General features: G+C 60.0%; 14 protein-coding genes, 2 tRNA genes and 1 pseudogene. 10 read left to right on the top strand and 7 right to left on the bottom strand.

Annotation, left to right across the window (positions count from 1 at the left end; all coding sequences use genetic code 11):
• Position 1: 1 nt before the first annotated feature.
• Positions 2-77: transfer RNA gene (locus BFR47_RS00970), tRNA-His, on the bottom strand.
• A 27-nt stretch (positions 78-104) separates the two neighbouring features.
• Positions 105-181 (bottom strand) — tRNA-Arg (locus tag BFR47_RS00965).
• A gap of 229 nt (positions 182-410) precedes the next feature.
• On the opposite strand from BFR47_RS00965, the gene BFR47_RS00960 reads away from it, so the two are divergent.
• The 9 genes and pseudogenes from BFR47_RS00960 (at position 411) to BFR47_RS00920 (ending at position 14,455) form a co-directional block, all read left to right on the top strand.
• Positions 411-977, top strand: a complete 567-nt coding sequence (locus tag BFR47_RS00960) for a TetR/AcrR family transcriptional regulator (protein WP_071471326.1) — start codon at positions 411-413, stop codon at positions 975-977.
• A 19-nt stretch (positions 978-996) separates the two neighbouring features.
• Entirely contained in the window at positions 997-2,118 is a 1,122-nt protein-coding gene (locus BFR47_RS00955; RefSeq protein ID WP_071471325.1) for an efflux RND transporter periplasmic adaptor subunit, read from the top strand.
• Positions 2,119-2,130: 12 nt separating this feature from the next.
• Positions 2,131-5,207, top strand: a pseudogene (locus tag BFR47_RS00950) (multidrug efflux RND transporter permease subunit).
• Positions 5,208-5,314: 107 nt separating this feature from the next.
• Positions 5,315-5,515: a hypothetical protein gene (locus BFR47_RS00945; RefSeq protein WP_071471324.1), complete on the top strand. Its 201-nt coding sequence runs from the start codon at positions 5,315-5,317 to the stop codon at positions 5,513-5,515.
• Between the two features lie 94 nt (positions 5,516-5,609).
• On the top strand, positions 5,610-6,518 hold the full coding sequence (locus tag BFR47_RS00940) for a DMT family transporter (RefSeq protein ID WP_071471323.1): 909 nt from the start codon (positions 5,610-5,612) through the stop codon (positions 6,516-6,518).
• Positions 6,519-6,737: 219 nt separating this feature from the next.
• Positions 6,738-8,528 carry an aminopeptidase P family protein gene (locus tag BFR47_RS00935; RefSeq protein ID WP_071471322.1) on the top strand — a complete coding sequence of 597 codons (1,791 nt, stop codon included), beginning with the start codon at positions 6,738-6,740 and terminating at the stop codon, positions 8,526-8,528.
• A 107-nt stretch (positions 8,529-8,635) separates the two neighbouring features.
• A complete protein-coding gene (gene pssA, locus BFR47_RS00930) occupies positions 8,636-9,985 on the top strand; it encodes a CDP-diacylglycerol--serine O-phosphatidyltransferase (RefSeq protein WP_071471321.1) in 1,350 nt (449 codons plus the stop codon).
• 88 nt (positions 9,986-10,073) lie between these two features.
• Positions 10,074-12,146 carry an ATP-dependent DNA helicase RecG gene (recG, locus tag BFR47_RS00925; RefSeq protein ID WP_071471320.1) on the top strand — a complete coding sequence of 691 codons (2,073 nt, stop codon included), beginning with the start codon at positions 10,074-10,076 and terminating at the stop codon, positions 12,144-12,146.
• Between the two features lie 275 nt (positions 12,147-12,421).
• Positions 12,422-14,455, top strand: coding sequence for an AsmA family protein (locus BFR47_RS00920; protein ID WP_071471319.1), 2,034 nt, complete (start codon positions 12,422-12,424; stop codon positions 14,453-14,455).
• 10 nt (positions 14,456-14,465) lie between these two features.
• Here BFR47_RS00920 and BFR47_RS00915 read toward each other — a convergent pair whose 3' ends face one another.
• The 5 genes from BFR47_RS00915 to typA form a co-directional block, all read right to left on the bottom strand.
• A complete protein-coding gene (locus tag BFR47_RS00915) occupies positions 14,466-15,356 on the bottom strand; it encodes a bifunctional GNAT family N-acetyltransferase/hotdog fold thioesterase (RefSeq protein WP_071471318.1) in 891 nt (296 codons plus the stop codon).
• Positions 15,357-15,425: 69 nt separating this feature from the next.
• Complete coding sequence (dtd, locus tag BFR47_RS00910) at positions 15,426-15,863, bottom strand: D-aminoacyl-tRNA deacylase (RefSeq protein WP_071471317.1); 438 nt, start codon at positions 15,861-15,863, stop codon at positions 15,426-15,428.
• On the bottom strand, positions 15,860-16,819 hold the full coding sequence (pip, locus tag BFR47_RS00905) for a prolyl aminopeptidase (protein ID WP_071471316.1): 960 nt from the start codon (positions 16,817-16,819) through the stop codon (positions 15,860-15,862). The genes dtd and pip overlap by 4 nt, the downstream gene beginning before the upstream one ends.
• Positions 16,819-17,721 carry a virulence factor BrkB family protein gene (locus BFR47_RS00900; RefSeq protein ID WP_071471315.1) on the bottom strand — a complete coding sequence of 301 codons (903 nt, stop codon included), beginning with the start codon at positions 17,719-17,721 and terminating at the stop codon, positions 16,819-16,821. Before BFR47_RS00900 ends, pip begins: the two co-directional genes overlap by 1 nt.
• Positions 17,722-17,884: 163 nt before the next feature.
• Entirely contained in the window at positions 17,885-19,711 is a 1,827-nt protein-coding gene (typA, locus tag BFR47_RS00895; protein WP_071471314.1) for a translational GTPase TypA, read from the bottom strand.
• A 351-nt stretch (positions 19,712-20,062) separates the two neighbouring features.
• Here typA and glnA point away from each other — a divergent pair, with 351 nt between their 5' ends.
• The gene (gene glnA / locus BFR47_RS00890; protein ID WP_071471313.1) at positions 20,063-21,472 is read left to right on the top strand and encodes a glutamate--ammonia ligase; all 1,410 of its coding nucleotides are present in this window, start codon (positions 20,063-20,065) and stop codon (positions 21,470-21,472) included.
• Positions 21,473-21,589 lie beyond the last annotated feature (117 nt).

The raw sequence follows: 21,589 nt of genomic DNA, 5'->3' as shown, positions 1-21,589 counted from the left end.
CTGGGGTGACCGACGGGGCTCGAACCCGCGACAACCGGAATCACAATCCGGGACTCTACCAACTGAGCTACGGTCACCAATACTACTTTTCGTCCAATACCAGATGGCGCGCCCGACAGGATTCGAACCTGTGACCTCTGCCTCCGGAGGGCAGCGCTCTATCCAGCTGAGCTACGGGCGCTCTACATTTGGACGCTGCGAATACTAAGGTTCACCCCCTTTCTTGTCCAGCACTTTTTCACAATAAAGCACCGAGTGCTGATTTTACCGGCAGGATGCTGATTTTTTTGGCTAGACTGGCGGTAGGTGTCACGGATGCCGATTGACTTATAGAAGAAAAGATCTAGAATCCCCAAAAAATGAATGAACGTTCATTCACAAGTCATCTCATACGGTAACGCGGTAATCTCATGTCCGACAAACGCGAACGCATTCTCAGTGCAGCAGAAACCCTGATCGCCCGCTGCGGCTTTCAGGGCATGTCGATGCACCTGGTGGCTCAGCATGCTGGCGTCGCCACCGGCACCATCTATCGTTATTTTGCCGATAAAGAAACCCTGCTGCGCTGTGTGCACGAAGAGCGGATGCAGGAGATTGGAAACCGCGTCACCCGGGGACTCGATCCCGGGGCGAGCTGCTACGACCAGTTTCGCACCCTCTGGCTGAATACCATCCACTGCCTGCTCGACAGCCCGGATTGCCTGCTCTACCGGGTGCAATATGAAGCCTCACCGCTGTTCAGCAAGGAAGAAGACCAGGAACTGCACGACCGTTACTTCAAACCCGTGTTCGAATTTTTCGAACAGGGCCTCGAAGAGGGCCTGTTCCGGGAGCTGCCGGCCGAGGTGTTGTGCGGCATGACCCTGGAAAATCTGCTGCTGCTGACCCAGAAACACACCAAGGGACGTATCGATTTGCACGAAGGGCTGTATGAATCTCTGATCGATGCCAACTGGAACGCCATCCTGAAACGATAAACATTTGCGGAGCAATCTGATGAAAAAATGGACCCTGTCCATGCTGCTGATAGTCATAGTGATTTTTGGCAGCGTGATCGGCTTTAACCTGTTCAAGCAAGAGAAAATGGCACAGTTTTTCGCCAATCAGCCCGTGCCCAGCTTCCCGGTCACCACCCGGACGGTGGAGGCAGTCGACTGGTCCCCCAGCATTGCCGCCATCGGTTTTATCGAGCCCATTCAGGGTATCAACGTCAGTAACGAATCGGCCGGCATTGTGCGTACCATTCACTTCGAATCAGGCCAACAGGTTGCCACCGGCGATATTCTGCTTGAACTGGATGCCGATGTAGAAAAAGCAAACCTGCGCAGTACCCAGGGCCGCCTGCCAGCGGTGAAGGCCAATCTGGAGCGGATGCGCCAGCTCTACTCCCGCGGCTCGGTCTCCAAGGGCCAGCTGGATGATGCCCAGGCCAGTTATCAGGAGCTGCAGGGTCAGGTTGACTCACTCAAGGCCACCATAGAAAGACGCACCATTCGTGCCCCCTTCGATGGCGTCATGGGCATCCGTAATGCCTTTCTCGGTCAGTACCTGAATGCGGGCACCGATATCGCCCGACTGGAAGACATCAGCCAGTTCCGCATTCGCTTTACCATTCCCCAGACCCGGATTGCCGACATCAAGGTGGGGCAGACGCTGAACATCTTCGTCGATGCCTATCCGGAGACGCCGTTCGAGGGCGAGATCACCGCCATCGAACCCCAGATTAATCCGGAGTCGGGCGTGGTACAGGTGCAGGCCAGCATCCCCAATCAGGATGGCAAACTGCGCTCGGGCATGTTCGCCAAGCTGAACGTCAACCTGCCGACCCTCGCCGGTCAGCTGCTGGTGCCCCAGCATGCCATCAACTTTACCCTCTATGGTCAGACCGTCTATGTGGTGGAAGAGCAGCAGAACGATGACGGCGACACCGTGCTGGTCGCCCGGCAACGGGTGGTGGAAGTCGCCGAACGTGAAGCCGATTTTGCCCGCGTGACCAAAGGCCTGAAATCCGGCGAGACCATCGTTACTTCGGGCCAGGTGCGCCTGTCCAACGGCAGTCTCGTCAAGCCGGTGGAAAGCGATGCCCTCGACACCCCCGAATCGGCCCCCCTGCTGTAAGCGGAGAACCTGATGCGCTTTACCGATATCTTTATCAAACGGCCGGTACTGGCCGTCTCGATCAGCCTGCTGATCGTCCTGCTCGGGCTGCAGGCCCTGCAGAAAATGCAGGTGCGTGAATACCCGGAGATGACCAATACCGTGGTCACCGTCAGCACCAGCTACTTCGGCGCCAGTGCCGACCTGATCCAAGGCTTTATTACCCAGCCTCTGGAGCAGGCCATCGCCCAGGCCGACAACATCGACTTCATGAACTCCTCCAGCACCAACGGCAGCTCCACGATCACGGTGCAGATGAAGCTGAACACCGACCCCAATGCGGCACTGTCGGATATACTGGCACGGGTCAACTCGGTGCGTTCCGAGCTGCCTCAGGAGGCAGAAGACCCCAGCCTGGAGATGAGTACGGGGTCGTCAACCTCGATCATGTATATCGCCTTCAGCAGTGACGAGCTCAATTCCCCCCAGATCAACGACTACCTGGAACGGGTGGTGCAGCCCCAGTTCTACTCGGTGGACGGGGTAGCCAAGCTCAACCTGTTCGGTGGCACCCAGTTCGCCCTGCGTATCTGGCTGGATCCGCTGCGTATGGCGGCCCATCAGCTGACCGCCAGCGAAATCCTGTCGGTGCTGCAGGCCAACAACTATCAGTCGGCGGCCGGTCAGTCGACCGGTTATTTCATGCTCTACAACAGCGACATCAACTCCCAGGTCGAGAACACCGAACAGCTGGAGTCGCTGGTGGTTGCCACCCGGGATGATGCCGTGGTGCGGCTGCGCGACGTGGCCAAGGTATCGCTGGAAAAAAGCCACGATGTGGTGCGCGCCCTGGCCAACGGTGAGCCAGCGGTAATCATCGGTGTCGATCCCACCCCCTCCGCCAACCCGCTGGATGTGGCCGACAATGTGCGGATCATGTTGCCGGAGCTTGAGCGCAACATGCCCGACACCATCAAGATGAAGCTGCTGTACGACGCCACCGACGCCATCAACGAGTCCATCGCCGAGGTGCTCAAGACCATACTCGAGGCCTCGCTGATCGTGCTCGTGGTCATTACCCTGTTCCTGGGCTCGCTGCGCGCCGTACTGATCCCCATCATCACCATCCCCCTGTCGCTGATCGGGGTGGTCATGCTGATGAGCATGTTCGGCTTCAGCATCAACCTGATGACGCTGCTGGCCATGGTACTGGCCATCGGTCTGGTGGTGGATGACGCCATCGTGGTGGTGGAAAACGTCGACCGGCACATCAAGGCCGGCGAACCGCCCTACCGAGCCGCCATCCTCGGCACCCGGGAAATTGCCCTGCCGGTGATCACCATGACCATCACCCTGGCGGCGGTCTATGCGCCCATCGCGCTGATGAGCGGCATTACCGGTTCCCTGTTCAAAGAATTTGCCCTCACCCTGGCCGGTGCCGTGTTCATCTCGGGCATAGTGGCGCTGACCCTGTCGCCGATGATGTGCTCGAAATTGCTCAAGGCCCACGACAACCCTGACCGCTTCGAACAGGGGGTGGAAAACACCCTGAACAGGATTACCGCCATCTACGCCCGCATGCTGGATGCGGTGCTGCAAAAACGTCCCGTGGTGATAGCCTTTGCCCTGCTGGTGTTCGCGACCATGCCGGTACTGTTCAGCTTCATTCCCAGCGAACTAGCCCCCAATGAAGACCGTGGCGTCTTCATGATGATGGCCAAGGCCCCCAATACCGCCAACCTCGACTATATCGAGAGCAACATGCGCCAGGCGGTAGGTATCCTCAACCAGGACGATGCCGTCGGTACCTCGATAACCCTGTCCGGCGTGCCCAATGCCAACCAGGGCCTGGGGGTCGCCGTGCTCAAACCCTGGAGCCAGCGGGATGCCCAGCAAGACGTCATGGGTCGCCTCAGTCCCCAGCTGCAGACCATACCGGCGGTGGCCATCAGCGCCTTCCCGCGGCCCGAGCTGCCCGGGGTTTCCAGCGGCCTGCCGGTACAGTATGTGCTGACCACTCCCAACAACTTCGAGAGCCTGTATGAAGTGGCCGCCGAGATGCTGGGCAAGGTCCGCCAGAGCCCGCTGTTTGTCTACAGCGAGCTGAACCTGGCGTTCGACTCGGGCACCATGAAAATCGAGGTCAACCGGGACAAGGCCGGCGCCTACGGCGTCACCATGCAGGATATCGCCATTACCCTGTCCACCATGATGAGTGACGGCTACGTCAACCGGGTCGATCTGGATGGCCGCAGCTACGAGGTCATTCCCCAGGTTGCCCGGGAAAACCGCCTCAATCCGGACTCCATCAACGACTATTATGTGCGCGCCAACAACGGCGACATGGTACCGCTGGCCAATCTGGTGTCGATCACCATGGAAGCCGAGCCCCGCGCCCTGCCCCACTACAACCAGCTGAACTCGGCCACCATCGGCGCCGTGCTCACCCCCGGGGTATCCATGGGCGATGCCATCGGCTTTCTGGAGCAGGAAGTCACCGCCCAGCTGCCCAGCGGCTACAACCACGACTATCTGGGAGCGGCCCGCCAGTTCGTGACCGAAGGCGATGCCCTGTACATGACCTTTTTGCTGGCGCTGTTCATCATCTTCCTGGTGCTGGCGTCCCAGTTCGAGAGTGTGCGTGACCCGCTGGTGATCATGGTGTCGGTGCCGCTGGCCATTTCCGGCGCCTGGTGGCGCTGGCCTGGGGCCTGGGTACCATGAACATCTATACCCAGGTGGGGCTGATCACCCTGGTCGGCATCATCACCAAGCACGGCATTCTGATGTGCGAGGTGGCCAAGGAAGAGCAACTGCATAACGGCCGCGACCGCACCGACGCCATCCGTATCGCGGCTCGCGTCCGCCTGCGCGCCATCCTGATGACCACCGCCGCCATGGTGGCCGGCCTGATCCCGCTGCTGTTCGCGGTCGGTGCCGGTGCCATCTCCCGCTTCGGCATGGGCATCGTCATCGTCTCGGGTCTGAGCATAGGTACCCTGTTCACCCTGTTCGTGCTGCCGGTGATCTACACCTTCCTGGCTTCACGGCACAAACCCTTGCCGGTATTCGATGAAAGCCAGACGCCCAAGGCACAGGGTAATCATTAAGCAAAGCTCGATGTAATATCAATCGAAGGGCTGCCTCGTGCAGCCCTTCCTTTATTACGGCGGTCATTGGATAGTAAGCTGACCTTGTCACACCGGAGGGAATCATCATGTTGCTGTGGATACTGTTGCTGGGGCTGGTCATCGGTCTGGTGTTACTGCTGGTACATCAGGGCCGCACTCAGAGCGAAGTCGACGAGCGTCTGCAGGAGCTGGAAGCGGAAAACCACCGGCTGCGCGAGCGGGTCCGAATTCTGGAGGAGCTCACGCTGGAAGAAGAAAAACGCCGCCCCTTCGACGAACTGCAATAGCCGGCCGCTTACCCCTTGCTCCCCGCCCCCTGGCTTCCTACACTGGCCTATTCTCTGCACGGTTGATAACAGTTGATAACAGTTGATAACAACAATGAAAGATCAAAAGAAAGCCTATCTGTTCGGGCTGGGGGCCGTGGCCTGCTGGTCGACGGTGGCCACCGCCTTCAAGCTCTCGCTGAACTATTTTTCGCCGGCTCAGCTGTTGCTGGTGGCCACCGCCAGCTCCATCCTGGTGCTGCTGGGGCTGCTTTCCTACCAGGGCAAGCTGGCCTTGCTTGGCACTTATCTACGCGCCCGGCCCGGTTTTTATCTGCTGCTCGGCCTGCTCAACCCGGCACTCTATTACCTGATCCTGTTCCAGGCCTATGACCGGCTGCCGGCACAACAGGCACAAACGCTCAACTACACCTGGGCCATTACGCTTACCCTGCTGGCGGTGCCCTTCCTGGGTCAGAAAATCCGCCGACAGGACTGGGTCGCCATCGTGCTCGGTTATCTGGGCGCCATGGTCATCGCCACCAAGGGCAACGTGCTCAGCCTGGATTTTGACGATCCCCTCGGCGTAGCCCTGGCGCTGATCTCCACCCTGATCTGGGCAAGCTACTGGATACTCAACACCCGCAATCAGGGTGATCCGCTGGTGGCGCTGACCCTGAGCTTCATCCTGGCACTGCCGATTATTACCCTGGCCACCGCCATCTGGTCTGATTTCAACCTGACCGCCTGGCAAGGCTGGGTTGGCGCCATCTATGTGGGCATGTTTGAAATGGGCTTCGCCTTCGTGATGTGGCTGATGGCCATGCGCCATGCGGAAAATACCGCCCGTATCTCCAACCTGATCTTCATCTCGCCGTTCGCTTCGCTGCTGCTGCTGCGTTTTCTGGTGGGCGAAGAAATCTACCCCGCCACCCTGGTCGGGTTGTCGATGATAGTGGTGGCGTTGTTGATCCAGCAATTGAAGGTCAAGCCGCGGTTTGCCAACCCTTCGCAGGCGGAGTAGAGTGAGTCAATCGCAAACCCTATACAATTCCAGATGAACCGGGCCCCCTGCAAATCCCTGATCCAGCCGGCTGCACTGCCCGACCTGTGCAGCCTTGGCCATGGTCGTGACCCCCAGCGGGAGCGGCGCCAATTTGAAGCCGCCGTCCGGTTGAAACAACATATCGCATCGGCGGATCAGTCCATCACGCAACTGCTTAATTCTCGCTAAGGAGCCACCATGACGCATGCTTCTCGTCTTGCCGCCGTGCGCAACAGCATGGCACAACAGGGTCTGGACGCCTTTATCGTGCCCCATGACGACGAACACCTGGGCGAATACATTCCCCCCCATGCCGAGCGACTGGACTGGATCAGCGGCTTCAACGGCTCGGCCGGCGCCGCCGTGCTGCTGGCCGACAAGGCTGCGGTGTTCGTGGATGGCCGCTATACGGTGCAGGTGCGTCACCAGTGCGATCCGGCACTGTTCAGCTTTCACCACCTGATCGCCGATCCCTATCTGGACTGGCTGAGCGCCGAGCTGACCGCCGGCAGCCGGGTCGGCTTCGATCCCAGGTTGCACAGCCACCACTGGCATCAGCGCGCCGAGGCCAGACTGGCTGCCAGCAACATCACGCTGGTACCGGTCACGGCAAATCTGATCGATCTGCACTGGCACGACCAACCGGTGCCAGACTGTCGCCCTGCGTTACTGCTCGACCAGGAATACAGCGGCCAGCACAGCGAGGCCAAACGCAATCGCCTTGCCGACACCCTGGCCGCCGACCGGGTCGATGCTCAGTTGCTGACCCAGGCCGAGCCCATCAACTGGCTGCTGAATATTCGCGGCCGAGATATCGACTGCCTGCCGGTGGTACTGAGCTTTGCGCTGCTGCACCAGAATGGTGAAGTGCAGCTGTTTGCGGACACCGACAAGTTCGAGGATCTGGACCTGACCGCTCACTGCGGCCAGGGGGTGGCCCTGTTACCCATCGGTGAACTGGAAACGGCACTGCAAACACTGGGCGAACAAGGCGCCCGGGTGCAACTCGATCCGCACACCGCCAACGCCTGGAGCACCCTGATGCTGAGCCAGGCCGGGGCCGAGCTGGTATTTGCCGAAGACCCCTGCATGTTGCCCAAGGCCTGCAAGAACCCGGTAGAAGTAAACGGCAGTCGCGCCGCCCATCTGCGCGATGGCGCCGCCGTGTGTCGCTTTCTGGCCTGGCTGGACCGCCGGACAGCCGAGCCCCATCCCGAGCAGGAAGACGAAGGCACCCTCGCCGACCAGCTGGCGGCCTTTCGTCGCCAGAACCCGGAATTTGTGGAGCCGAGTTTCAACACCATCTCGGCACTGGGGCCCAATGCCGCCATGTGCCATTACCACCACGACAACGGCACTCCCCGTGCCCTGGGTCAGGATGCCATTTATCTGGTCGACTCCGGCGGCCAGTATCTGGACGGCACCACCGACATCACCCGTACGGTGGCCGTCGGCCAGCCCGATGACGAAATGCGCAAGCTGTTCACCCTGGTGTTGCGTGGCCATATCGATCTGGCCTGCGCCCGCTTTCCGGCCGGTACCGGCGGCCAGCAACTGGATGCCCTGGCACGCATGCCCCTGTGGCAACAAGGTTACAACTTCGACCACGGTACCGGCCACGGCGTGGGCCATTACCTCAGCGTGCACGAAGGGCCCCAGCGGATCTCGCCCAAAGGCAGCATGGTGCCGCTCACTACCGGCATGATCGTGTCCAACGAACCCGGCTATTACCGGGAAGACGGTTTCGGCATTCGCTGCGAAAATCTGCAGGTGGTGCAGCCCGCACACACCCGGGGGGATATCCCGGTCTTCGAATTTGAAACCCTGACCTTTGTACCCTTCGACGCCCGACTGCTGGATCTCGACTGGCTCGAGCCCAAACATGTCCAGTGGCTCAACAACTACCACAAGGCGGTATGGGAAAAAATCAGCCCGCAACTGAGCGGTAGTGATCTCACCTGGCTGGAACAAGCCACCAGGCCGCTGTAAGCCCCTGGGCGGTAATTTGCCGCCCCTGCTCAATATTCGGTAAACTGCCCCGAATCTTGTCGTGCGAGTATGCTCTTGCAGGACCGCCTTATTAACCGGGTTTATCTATGCCACTAGCCAAAAACTACCGAGCCTTGCTGGAGCGCCTGCCAACGCTGGCGGTAAATGCCGATCAGGTGCAGATACTGCATTCTGCCCATGCCTTCCGGCAGCGGTTGCTGGAACTGATCGCCAACGCCCAGCACCGTATTTACCTGGCGGCGCTCTACCTGCAGAACGACGCCGCCGGCCGTGAAATTCTGACCGCTCTTTATGAAGCCAAACAGGCTCGCCCCGAGCTGGATATTCGTCTGTTCGTCGACTTTCACCGGGCCCAGCGCGGCCTGATTGGCCATCAGGGCCAGGGTGGCAATCACCAGATGTATCAGGAATTTGCCGCCCGCTATCCGGAGCCTGTGGGCATTTACGGTGTGCCGGTCAAGGGCCGGGAAATACTGGGGGTGCTGCACCTCAAGGGCTTCGTGTTCGACGATACCCTGCTGTATTCCGGTGCCAGTATCAACGATATCTATCTGAACCAGCAGGACCGCTATCGCTGTGATCGCTACCATCAGTTCACCGACGCCAGACTGGCGGACACCATGGTCGACTATATGGACCGGCTGTTTGCCGATAACCCGGCAGTGCCTTTACTGACCGATAGCCAGATCCCCAGAGCCCGCCAGCTGCGTCATGCCATCCGCCAGTTCAAGCAGCAAATGAGGCGCACCCGCTACGAATTCACCCACCGGCCCCGCCAGTCTGGTCAGGTGGCGGTCACCCCGCTGGCCGGGCTGGGCAAGCTCGGCAACCGGTTGAACCGCGCCATTCGCACCCTGCTACGCGGTACCCGGGAAAAACTGTTTATCTGCACACCCTACTTCAACCTGCCCAAGCCGCTGGCCAAGGACATTCGCAGCCTGTTGAAGAAAGGGGTCGAGGTCACACTGGTGATCGGCGACAAGACCGCCAACGACTTTTATATTCCGCCGGATGAGCCGTTCCGTACCATCGGCGGCCTGCCCTATCTGTACGAGACCAATCTGCGCCGTTTTGCCCGCGCGAATCAGACCTATATCTATCAGGGCAAGCTCAACATCATGCTGTGGCATCATGATCGTAACTCCTACCATCTCAAGGGGTTATTCGTCGATGATGATCTGGCGATGATTACCGGCAATAACCTCAACCCCCGCGCCTGGGGCCTGGATCTGGAGAACGGTCTCCTGCTGCAGGATCCGGAGCAACTGCTGCACGCACCTTTCGCAGCAGAAAAGGCCAATATTCTCGCACACTGCCGCCGGCTGGAGCACTTCACGGAAATTGAAGAGCTGGCGGATTATCCCGCCCCGGTACAGAAACTGCTGAAGCGGGTCCAGCGCACCCAGGCCAACGTGCTGCTCAAGCGTCTGCTGTAACATCCGGGATTCGGGACTGGGGACTGGCCAGTCCCCTTTTAATCCCGGCTTTGCTATTCTCTGTAAATATTTACAGTGAAGGGCCGTTATGAATCTGGACAAGATGTCCCTCAGCCTGCTCAAGGGCGTTGGCGAGAAGATGCTGGAAAAACTGCACCGGTTAGGCCTGGAAACGGTGCAGGACCTGCTGTTTCATCTGCCGCTGCGCTACGAAGATCGCACTCATATCTGTCCCATCGCCGGGTTGATGCCCGGTATGCACACCTCGGTGGTGGGCGAAATCGTCGACAGCAACATCAGCTACGGCCGCAAGCGCATGCTGATCTGCCGGATGCGTGACGACAGCGGCACCCTGACCCTGCGCTTCTTCAACTTTGCCGCCGCCCAGAAAAACAGCCTGACGGCCGGTACCCGGCTGCGGGCCTTCGGCGAGATCAGGCCCGGTCATCACGGCCTGGAGATTATTCACCCGGAATACACCCTGTTGCAGGGCGACCAGCCCGCCAGTGCCGAGGCCAGCCTGACCCCGGTGTACGGCACCACCGAGGGACTGCGCCAGATAAGCCTGCGCCAGCTCACCGACCAGGCGCTGGCACTACTGGAGCAGCAGCCGCTGCAGGAATGGCTGCCCGACGGTCTCTACGACCGACAGTTGGGCCTTAACGAGGCCGTACGCCTGCTGCACCGGCCGCCGCCGGATGTCGCCCTGTTCGAACTGGAGCGGGGCCAGCACCCGGCCCAGCAACGACTGGTGATGGAAGAACTGCTGGCCCACAACCTGTCGGTGCTCAAGGTGCGCGAGCAGAGTCAGTCCCACCAGGCCCGGAGCCTGGCGCATCCCGGCCGGCTGATTGACGACTTTCTGGCCCGGCTGCCGTTCTCGCCCACGGTTGCCCAGCAGCGGGTGGTGGCAGAGATCGGTGCCGATCTGCAGAAAAACGTGCCCATGATGCGGCTGGTACAGGGCGATGTCGGGTCCGGCAAGACTCTGGTGGCGGCACTGGCGGCCCTGCAGGTGATCGGAAATCAGGGCCAGGTGGCCTTGATGGCGCCGACCGAACTGCTGGCCGAGCAGCATGCCAACAACTTCGCCGCCTGGCTGGCGCCACTCGGAATTCAGGTCGGCTGGCTGGCGGGCAAGGTAAAGGGCAAGGCCCGGGCCGAGCAGCTGGAACGGCTGGCCAGCGGCGAGCTGGGCATGATCGTCGGCACCCATGCGCTGTTCCAGGAGCAGGTGCAGTTCAACGCCCTGGAGCTGGTGATCATCGATGAACAGCATCGCTTCGGGGTGCATCAGCGGCTGGCCCTGCGCGAGAAAGGCAGCCAGGGCGAGGTCTATCCCCATCAGCTGATCATGACCGCCACCCCCATTCCCCGCACCCTGGCGATGACCGCCTACGCGGATCTGGACACCTCCATCATCGATGAGCTGCCGCCGGGCCGCACCCCGGTGACCACAGTCGCCATGCCCGATACTCGCCGCGAGGACATCGTCGCCCGGGTACGCGAGGTATGTCGGGAGCAGGGCCGCCAGGCCTACTGGGTCTGCACCCTGATCGACGAGTCGGAAGTACTGGAATGTCAGGCGGCAGAGGATACCGCCGCCGAGCTGACCGCTCAGTTGCCGGAGCTGAAGGTCGGGCTGGTGCACGGGCGGATGAAGGCGGCGGAAAAGCAGCAGGTGATGGCCGATTTCAAGGACGGCAAGCTGGATCTGCTGGTTGCCACCACGGTAATCGAGGTGGGGGTGGACGTGCCCAATGCCTCGCTGATGATCATCGAAAATCCGGAGCGCCTCGGCCTGGCCCAGCTGCATCAGCTGCGCGGCCGGGTCGGTCGGGGCGCCGTCGCCTCCCACTGTGTGCTGCTCTATCACGCGCCCCTGACCAAGACCGCCGGTCAGCGGCTGGGGGTACTGCGCGATACCAACGACGGCTTCGTCATCGCCCAGAAAGACCTGGAAATCCGCGGCCCGGGCGAGCTGCTCGGCACCCGCCAGACCGGGCTGGCGGATCTTAAAATTGCCGATCTGGTGCGCGATCAGGCCCTGTTGCCCGAGGTGCAGCGCCTGGCCCGCTACCTGGCCGACCGCCACCCGGCGGTGGTAGAACCGCTGATCCGTCGCTGGCTGGGGCAGCGGGATCACTACGGCAAAGTCTAGGGCTGCTTTGGGTCACCAATCGTGCATGCAGCGACCAAAGGGCCCGCTCCGCCGACTCGCTACGAGTACATCCATGTAAGCTCAGACATGCCATCCATGGCATGTCATGGTCGGCGGAACAGATCCCTTTGGCCTCCTGAAACGCCAATATCGCTTGATGGAGCCACCAGCAGGCGCCTCTTTAGCGATGAAAAGACTGGCCATGTATGGCAGGCTATTTCCGCCCCAGTTCAAGCTATGTATGATACAAGTATCGGATTTTAAAGGGATACACCATGAAGAAGCTGGCCAGATATCTGTTGGTGTTCGTGCTGCTGCTGCTGCTGGCCGGCTGGCTGCTGCTGAGTGTCTTTGATGCCAACCAGCTGAAAAAGCCGGTGCTGGGCTGGCTCAACGAGCACACCGAGCTGGACTTGTCGATCGGCAGCCTGGAATTCAACCCCCTGCATCCCTATACCCTGCTGGCGGAAGAGGTACGGCTGGGTGACTGGTTCAGCGCCCGCCAGTTGTATCTGCAACTGGCCACGCTGTCACCGCTGGCGGGCCAGACCCGCATCGCCACCCTAGACGTCATCGACGGCAAGCTGCAGCTGGACAAGGTCTCCGAGCTGGATCTGCCGGACAACCTGGCCAATATCACCATCGACGAGCTGAACACCAAAAACCTGACGCTGGCCTGGGATGGCTGGGAGGCTCAGGGCGCGAACCTCACCCTGAGCCGGTGGCAGCCCAGGCGCCAGGGGGAATGGCAGTGGTGGTCGGATCTGACCCTGAGCGGTCAGATCCGTCAGCTGTCTCACCCCTGGCTGGAGATGTCACAAATCAACCTCGCCGGCCGTATCAGCCAGCAGCAGCTGATGCTGGATCAGGTACAGAGCCGGTTGTTCGATGGCCTGTTCGATTCGGCGCTGACACTGGATCGTTCGACGCGGGAACTGACCCTGAACGAGCCGCAGTTCAACCATAACCAGCTGCAGTTCGAACAACCGCCTCGGCTCGATAAAGCGTGGACCCTGCTGCTCAACCGGGCCCGGCTCAAGGATGTCAGCATCACCAGCCCGACCCTGACCGCCAACGGCATCGACGGTCATCTTCGCTACCTCGAATGGCAAGACGGCGGCCTGCCCGAAGCCAGAGGCGAATGGCAGGCACGGGAAGCGGTACTGGACTGGCTGCGGCTGGACGAGCATCAGGGCCAGCTGCTGAGCAGCCGTGAACAGTTGGGGCTCACCCTCAGGGGCAAGGCCTACGAGGGCACCGTCGACACCGAGCTGCGCTGGTATCCACTGCAGGGACGGCTGGATATCGATAATCTGCAGTTGCTGGGCAGCAAGCTTATCTGGCAGCCGGATCTGAACTGGCCGGTGCCGGACCTCCGCATTCACAAACTCAACCTGAGCCAGACTGAACTGCTGTCGATGGATCCCAGGCTGCCGCTGTCACTGTTGGACGGACAGCTTTTTATCACCGACCTGGCCTGGTCCACGGCCCAGTGGCGGCCGCTCAGCGAACAGGCCCGGATCGAAGGCAACTGGAGCGAGCTGGCCTTCGACAGCCTGATCACCCGTCACGGCGCTGTCGAGGCCCGGCTCGATGACACCCGGCTGCTGCTGGATAACCTGAGCGGGGATTTCCTCGACGGCGAGATCCGCCTCGACGGCAGCATCGGACTCTATCCACCGCACCGGGGCCAGTTACGACTGGAAGGTCAGGAGCTGGAATTACGGCGATTAAGCCAGTGGCTGCAGGCAGAACGCGACTTTTCCGGGCGGCTGGATATCAGTGCCGATCTCACCGGTGCCGTTCGGCAGCCCGCCAGCTGGGAAGGCTCACTGGCGCTGGATGGCCGGGATATCTTCATCGAAAAACTGGGACTGGACGACTGGCTGAAGCATCGACTGGGCGAAGACTATGGCCGCCCAACTCGGGTCGACCCGATATTGGCGGCCCTGGATCTGGAACAAAGCGATGGTTTTATCTATCACACCGAGCTGAAAGGGCCGGTCCGGCAGGGCCGCTGGCAGCTGGACGGCAGTGCCCTGCAGAGCGTTCGTCACCTGCTGGCGGTTCGCGGAGCGCTGAACTTCGCCGGAAGCTGGCAGCTGGAGCTCGGCGCCATCAATGACCAGGGCTGCCGGGAACTGGCCATTCGACTGGAAGATCAATGGCAGACGCCGCGCCTGCGGCTGTTCCAACCCAAGCTGCCCACCCCCTGCCAGCCCTGGTACAAAGGCCCGGTGCCCTACCCTGCCGCCGGTCTGCCCGGCGGACTGGTAGAGTCGGTACGCAAGCTCAAGCGCGAGGATTAAGGAGCGGAGATCAGTGCGGCAGAATCACATAACGACCGGTGAAGGTCGCCGCCTTCTGTTCGCCGCTGTACAGGGTCACGTTCAGTTCGACCCTTACCCGCTCCCCCTTCTGCAACGGCAACAGTTGCTCCCGCAGCCGGCCCTGTACCTCGGCGGTAGGCTGATCCCATACCGGGGTCAGATATTTGATGTCACCACTGCCCTGCACTATGTCGCCGCTGAGGCCGAACTCCTGCATCTGCAACCAGATCAGCCCCCAGCCGGTCAACACGCACTGGCTATAGATACTGCCGGCGAACATCGATTCATGCAGGTTCAGGTTGGCAGTGAGGTTGGCCTTGGTCTTGAATCGGCTGCCGGTGTACTGAATGATCTTGACGCCCATTTTCTCACTGATGGGTATGCGTCGGTGCCACTGGCGCTGCAGTTCGTCACACAGCTCGGGGCAATGGCGGATCTGATGAATCGAGGTCAGCGCCTTGATCATCTGCCGATGGGGGATTTTGCCGAAACTGATGGGACCTTCCCCCACCACGGTAAAACCGCAGCGGCCGTAAAACGCCACCGCCTCTTCCCGGGCGTTCATCACCAGCCGGCGCACCCCCTGCTGCCGCGCCACCTGTTCCAGCGCCTGCACCATACGGGTACCCAGACCCTGGTCGCGCCAATCGGGCGCCACCGCCATAAAACGGATCTGGGCCTCGTCACCGCTGACATACAGGCGACCAATGGCGACCAGATTGCCGCTGTTGTCCACCATCATCCGATGGTGGGCATACTCGTCGAATTCATCTCGCTCCGAGCCTCTGGGCTGTTGCCAGGGCTTGCGCAGCAGCTGCCAGCGCAGCAGGTAATAGGCTTCAAGTTCCGCTTCCGTTTGCGGGGTGACCACCTGATACATGGTCTGCTCCTGTTGTCATCATTCCGGGATATCTGGCCGTGGGAGACGGCAGAGGTTTAGTTGGCTGCGTCAGACCTGCAGCCAGAAGGTGACGGGGCCGTCGTTGGTCAGCGTTACCTGCATATCGGCGGCAAAACGGCCCGATTCGGTGGTAATTCCCTGAACTCGCGCCGCCATCACGAAATAGTCGTACCAGTGTTCGGCGTCCTTCGGCGCGGCGCCACGGGAAAAGCTGGGCCGCAGGCCGCTGTTGGTGTCGGCGGCGAGGGTAAACTGCGACACCACCAGCAGGCTGCCACCGGCCTGACGCAGGTTCAGGTTCATCTTGCCGGCTTCGTCACTGAACACCCGATAACCGAGTACCTTGTTCAGTAACTTGTCCGCTCGGCTCTTGTCGTCATCCCGCTCCACGCCCAGCAACACCAGCAGACCGGGGCCGATGGCGCCCAAGGTCTCGTCGGCCACCACAACCGAGGCCGAACTCACTCTCTGGATCAGGGCTATCATGCCTGCGCTAACTCCTTCGCCATATGATCGGTGGCTTTCACCAACGCGTCTATGATACCCGGTTCGAAGGCGGAATGTCCGGCTCCCGGCACGATTTGCAGCATTAATTCGGGCCAGTGCGCGGCCAGTTCGGTGGCACCGGCAGCCTTGCAGATGACATCGTAGCGGCCATGTATCAGCACGGCGGGCAGACTCCTAACCTTGTCTAGCGCGCGGATAATATAGTTTTCCTCTACAAAACAGTTATTTACGAAGTAATGGCACTCTATGCGCGCCAACGCCAGGGCGCTGTGTGCCTCGCCGTAATGGCTTTCTGCGTCCATTCTCGGTAGCAGAGTCGCAATGCGTCCTTCCCAGATGGCCCAGGCCCTGGCTGCCTGCAGCCGGGCCACTTCGTTACTGCTGGTCAGCAACCGGTAGTACCGGCTCAACAGGTGACGGGCATCGCCGTCCAGCGGAAGCAGAAATTCCCGGTAATAGTCCGGGAACAACTGAGCGGCCCCCCCATCGGGCTGATAGAGCCAGTGCAGATCCTGCTGGCGGCCCAGAAAGAGACCGCGCAGCACCAGCCCCAATACCCGCCCGGGATGCTCGATGGCATAAAACAGGGCCAGGGTCGAGCCCCAGGAACCACCGAACACCAGCCAGGACTCCACGCCCACGGCCTCGCGGATCAGCTCCATGTCCGCCACCAGTGCCTGAGTATGGTTATCAGCCAGCTCTGCATGAGGCTCAGACTGACCGGCACCACGCTGATCGAACAGGATGATGCGGTACCGTTCGGGATCGAAAAAACGCCGGTGTTCGGGACTGGTGCCGGCGCCTGGCCCCCCGTGGACCAGCACCACCGGAATGCCGAGCGGGTTGCCGCTTTCTTCCACATAGATCCGGTGTCGCTCCGACACCTGCAGCCACTGCTGGCGATGGGCGCTAATACTCGGGTACAGGGTTCGCATCACTCGTTATCCTCGGTATCGTCGGTGTCATCCGCCTTAAAGCTTAGCCCCTGGGAACGCTCATAGTCACCGAGGCTGGCCGTCATCTCGGCCCCCAGCAGGGCAATCAGCCAGCTCAGATAGACCCAGACAAAGAGGATAGGAATGGTGGCCAGGGCGCCGTAGATCGCCTCGTAGGAAGGAAACTGGGTGATATAAAAAGCAAAGGCCCGTTTGGCCAGCTCGAACAGCAGTGCCGCCACCAGGGCCCCGCAGATGGCATGGCTGAACCGCACTCTCACGTTGGGCACGACCATATAAAACACCACGAACATCAGGGTCGACAGCAGGAAAGGCAGCAGTCCCAGCAGCAGAGTCCCGGCCCCCAGAACGGTATCGGCCTGGAACACGCGCATGGAAGTAATGTAGGAGGTCACGGCCAGGCTGGCCCCGGCGAGAATAGGCCCCAGGGTCAGTATCATCCAGTAGGTGGAAAAAGCCACCGACCAGCGCCGCTTCTGGGTAACCCGCCAGATATGATTGAAATTATCATCGATGGCCGAGATCAGCAGCATGGCGGTCACCGCCAGTGCCGCCACCCCCACCGCCGTCATCCTGGAGGCGTTGTCGACAAAGCCCTGGATATTTTCCTGCACCACATCACCGGCGGCCGGCACGAAATTGGTGAACACGAAATTCTGAATGGTTTCCTGCAATTCACCGAACATGGGAAATGCCGACATCATGGCGAACACCACGGCGATCATCGGCACCAGCGACAGCAGGGTGATATAGGCCAGGTAACCGGCAGTGACCGTCAGCCGGTCCTGCTGTACCCGTTTAAGCATGAAGCAGCCGAAACTCAGGCCATGTTCGCGAATAAAATGCAGCCGATGAACAATCTGCGCGACAACTTGATTCATGGAGACCTCGTTTCGCCAATAAGAGACTTCCATTGTGGCAAATTAGTCAGGCACAGTGCCAGCCGGATCTGGTTGATGCCGCAAATCGTGGCCGCGCCGGGACCCAGATACAACAAAGGGCGCCGAGGCGCCCTTTCACTTTTATTCAACTCGGCGGCTGAACTTATGCACGACCGGCACGTTTACGGTCGTTTTCACCCAGCAGACGCTTGCGAATACGGATGTGGTTGGGAGTTACTTCAACCAGCTCGTCATCATCGATGAATTCCAGAGCCTGCTCCAGTGTCATTCTGATCGGCGTTACCAGGGTCAGCGCCTCATCGGTACCGGCGGCACGGATGTTGGTCAGCTGCTTGCCCTTGAGGCAGTTTACGGTCAGGTCGTTGGAGCGGTTGTGAATACCGATCACCATGCCTTCGTACACCTCGGTGGCGTGCTCGATAAACAGGCGACCACGCTCCTGCAGGTTGAACAGGGCGTAGGCCAGGGCCTTGCCCTTGCCGTTGGAGATCAACACACCGTTGATGCGCTGACCGATGTTGCCACCCTTGTGCGGACCGTAATGGTCGAAGGTGTGGTACATCAGGCCGGAACCGGAGGTCAGGGTCATGAACTCGGTCTGGAAGCCGATCAGGCCACGGGCGGGAACGATGAAGTCGATACGTACACGGCCCTTGCCATCCGGCACCATGTTGGTCATCTCGGCCTTGCGCTCGCCCAGCTTCTCCATCACGGAACCCTGGCTTTCTTCTTCCACGTCCACGGTCAGGGTTTCGAAGGGTTCCATTTTGACGCCGTCTTCTTCCTTCAGAATAACTTCGGGGCGAGACACCGCCAGTTCGAAGCCTTCACGACGCATGTTTTCGATCAGGATGCCCAGGTGCAGTTCGCCCCGGCCAGATACGCGGAACTTGTCGGGATCACCGGTTTCTTCCACACGCAGGGCCACGTTGTGCACCAGCTCGGAAGTCAGACGCTCCAGAATGTTACGAGAAGTCACATACTTGCCGTCCTGGCCGGCGAAGGGCGAGGTGTTGACCTGGAAGGTCATGGTCACGGTCGGTTCGTCGACCGACAGCGCCGGCAGTGCTTCGGCTGAACCCTGAGCACAGACGGTGTCGGAAATTTTCAGCTCACCCAGACCGGTAATGGCCACGATGTCGCCGGCATTGGCGGAGGCCACTTCGTGACGCTTCAGGCCCAGATAGCCCATGACCTGGCCGATTTTACCGTTGCGGGTCTTGCCATCGGCACCGACGACGGTCACCTGCTGGTTGACCTTGACGGTACCGCGCTTGATGCGGCCGATACCGATAACGCCCACATAGGAAGAGTAATCCAGCTGGGAGATCTGCATCTGCAGCGGACCTTCCAGGTCGGCGTCGGGCGGCGGAACCTGATCGACGATGGTCTGGAACAGGGCGGTCATGTCTTCGGCCGGGGTATCGGCGTCCAGAGATGCCCAGCCGTTCAGGCCGGAAGCGTAAACCACCTGGAAGTCGAGCTGTTCGTCGGTCGCACCCAGGTTGTCGAACAGGTCGAAGACCTGATCCATCACCCAGTCGGGACGTGCGCCGGGCTTGTCGACCTTGTTGATGATAACGATAGGCTTCAGGCCCTGGGCAAACGCCTTCTGGGTCACGAAGCGGGTCTGCGGCATGGGACCTTCCTGGGCATCGACCAGCAGCAGTACCGAGTCAACCATCGACATTACCCGCTCTACTTCACCGCCGAAATCGGCGTGTCCGGGGGTGTCCACGATGTTGATGCGGAATTCCTGTTCTTCGGGAGACTTCCAGCGCAGGGCGGTGTTCTTGGCAAGAATGGTAATGCCGCGCTCCCGCTCTATATCGTTGGAGTCCATGACCCGCTCTTCCGCTTCACCGCGGCTTTCCAGGGTGCCGGACTGTTGCAGCAGCTTGTCCACCAGGGTGGTCTTGCCATGGTCAACGTGAGCGATGATAGCGATATTACGTAAGTTTTCTAACATTCCTGCCTCAAAATACCGGGGGTGGGTAAAAAATGGTCGGTCATTTTACTCGGCCACCTCGGATCTGCCTAGAAGAATTGAAAATTACTGCTCAACAGCTTTCCAAGCGCCACCGAATGCACCATGATGGTCAACGCCAGATCCAAATGCACCAAAAAGATCCATCAACGCACCAATTAAGTGCATTATGGCGGTCGTTGGTGCGCGTATACCAGAGTAGAACCCCAGTATGACAAGCATTTGGCAATGTGGCACAGTTTTCGCTTTGTATTTCTCTGTATAGTTGGCAACTGATGAATTTGTTCATCAAACATCAAACCCTAGGATGATTATTTTTGGAGGTCGAAATCCATGTCAGTAGAAAACGTAATGGACATGATCAAGGAACACGATGTCAAATTCATCGATCTGCGTTTTACCGATACCAAAGGTAAAGAGCAGCACGTGAGTATTCCGGTCAACCAGATTAACGAAGATTTCTTTGAAGACGGTAAAATGTTCGATGGCTCTTCCATCGGCGGCTGGAAAACCATCAACGAATCCGACATGGTGCTGATGCCCGATCCGGCTTCCGCAGTGATGGACCCCTTCACCGAAGACGCTACCCTGAACATTCGCTGCGACGTACTCGAGCCGAGCACCATGCAGGGCTACGACCGTGACCCGCGCTCCATCTCCAAGCGCGCCGAAGAATATCTGGTGTCTACCGGCATCGCCGACACCGTGTTGATCGGTCCCGAGCCCGAATTCTTCATGTTCGACGACGTCCGTTTCCACACCGACATGGCCGGCAGCTTCTTCAAAATTGACGATTCAGAAGCCAAATGGAACTCCGGCAGTGAATATGCCGAAGGCAACAAGGGTCACCGTCCCGGCGTGAAAGGCGGTTATTTCCCGGTTGCTCCGGTGGATTCCTCTCAGGACATCCGCTCTGCCATGTGTCTGATCATGGAAGAAATGGGCCTGGTGGTTGAAGCGCACCACCACGAGGTAGCGACTGCGGGCCAGAACGAAATTGCCTGTAAATTCAACACTCTGACCCTGAAGGCCGACGAAATCCAGATCTACAAGTATGTAGTTCACAACGTCGCCCACGCCTTCAACAAGACTGCGACCTTCATGCCCAAGCCGCTGGTAGGTGATAACGGTTCCGGTATGCACGTGCACCAGTCTCTGGCCAAGAACGGCGAAAACCTGTTTGCCGGCGACCTGTACGGTGGCCTGTCCGAAACCGCACTGTTCTACATCGGCGGTATCATCAAGCACGCCCGCGCCCTGAACGCCATCACCAACCCGTCCACCAACTCCTACAAGCGTCTGGTGCCCGGCTTCGAAGCCCCGGTTATGCTGGCCTACTCTGCCCGTAACCGTTCTGCGTCCATCCGTATCCCGCTGGTCAGCTCACCCAAGGCTCGCCGCATCGAGACCCGCTTCCCGGATCCGGCCGCCAACCCTTACCTGTGCTTCGCCGCCCTGCTGATGGCCGGCCTGGACGGTATCCAGAACAAGATCCACCCGGGCGATGCCATGGACAAGGACTTGTACGACCTGCCGGCCGAAGAAGCCGCCGAGATCCCGACTGTGGCCGTGTCTCTGGACAACGCCCTGGACAACCTGGATCAGGATCGCGAGTTCCTGACCCGTGGCGGTGTGTTCAGCGACGAGTTCATCGACGCCTACATCAAGCTCAAGCGTAAAGAAACCGAAATCATCAACATGGCGACTCACCCGCTCGAGTTCGACCTGTACTACTCGGTCTAATATCGCCGTTGGTGCTTCCGTCCAAGAAGAGCCGCAGACGTTCAGGTTGAACTCCGACGGACGGCGACACGCTGAAAATGAAAGGCCCGGGAAACCGGGCCTTTTTACGTTTGGTTT

The organism is Oceanisphaera psychrotolerans (assembly GCF_001870485.1).
Classification (GTDB): domain Bacteria; phylum Pseudomonadota; class Gammaproteobacteria; order Enterobacterales; family Aeromonadaceae; genus Oceanimonas; species Oceanimonas psychrotolerans.
This window is presented reverse-complemented; position numbering and strand designations above follow the sequence as displayed.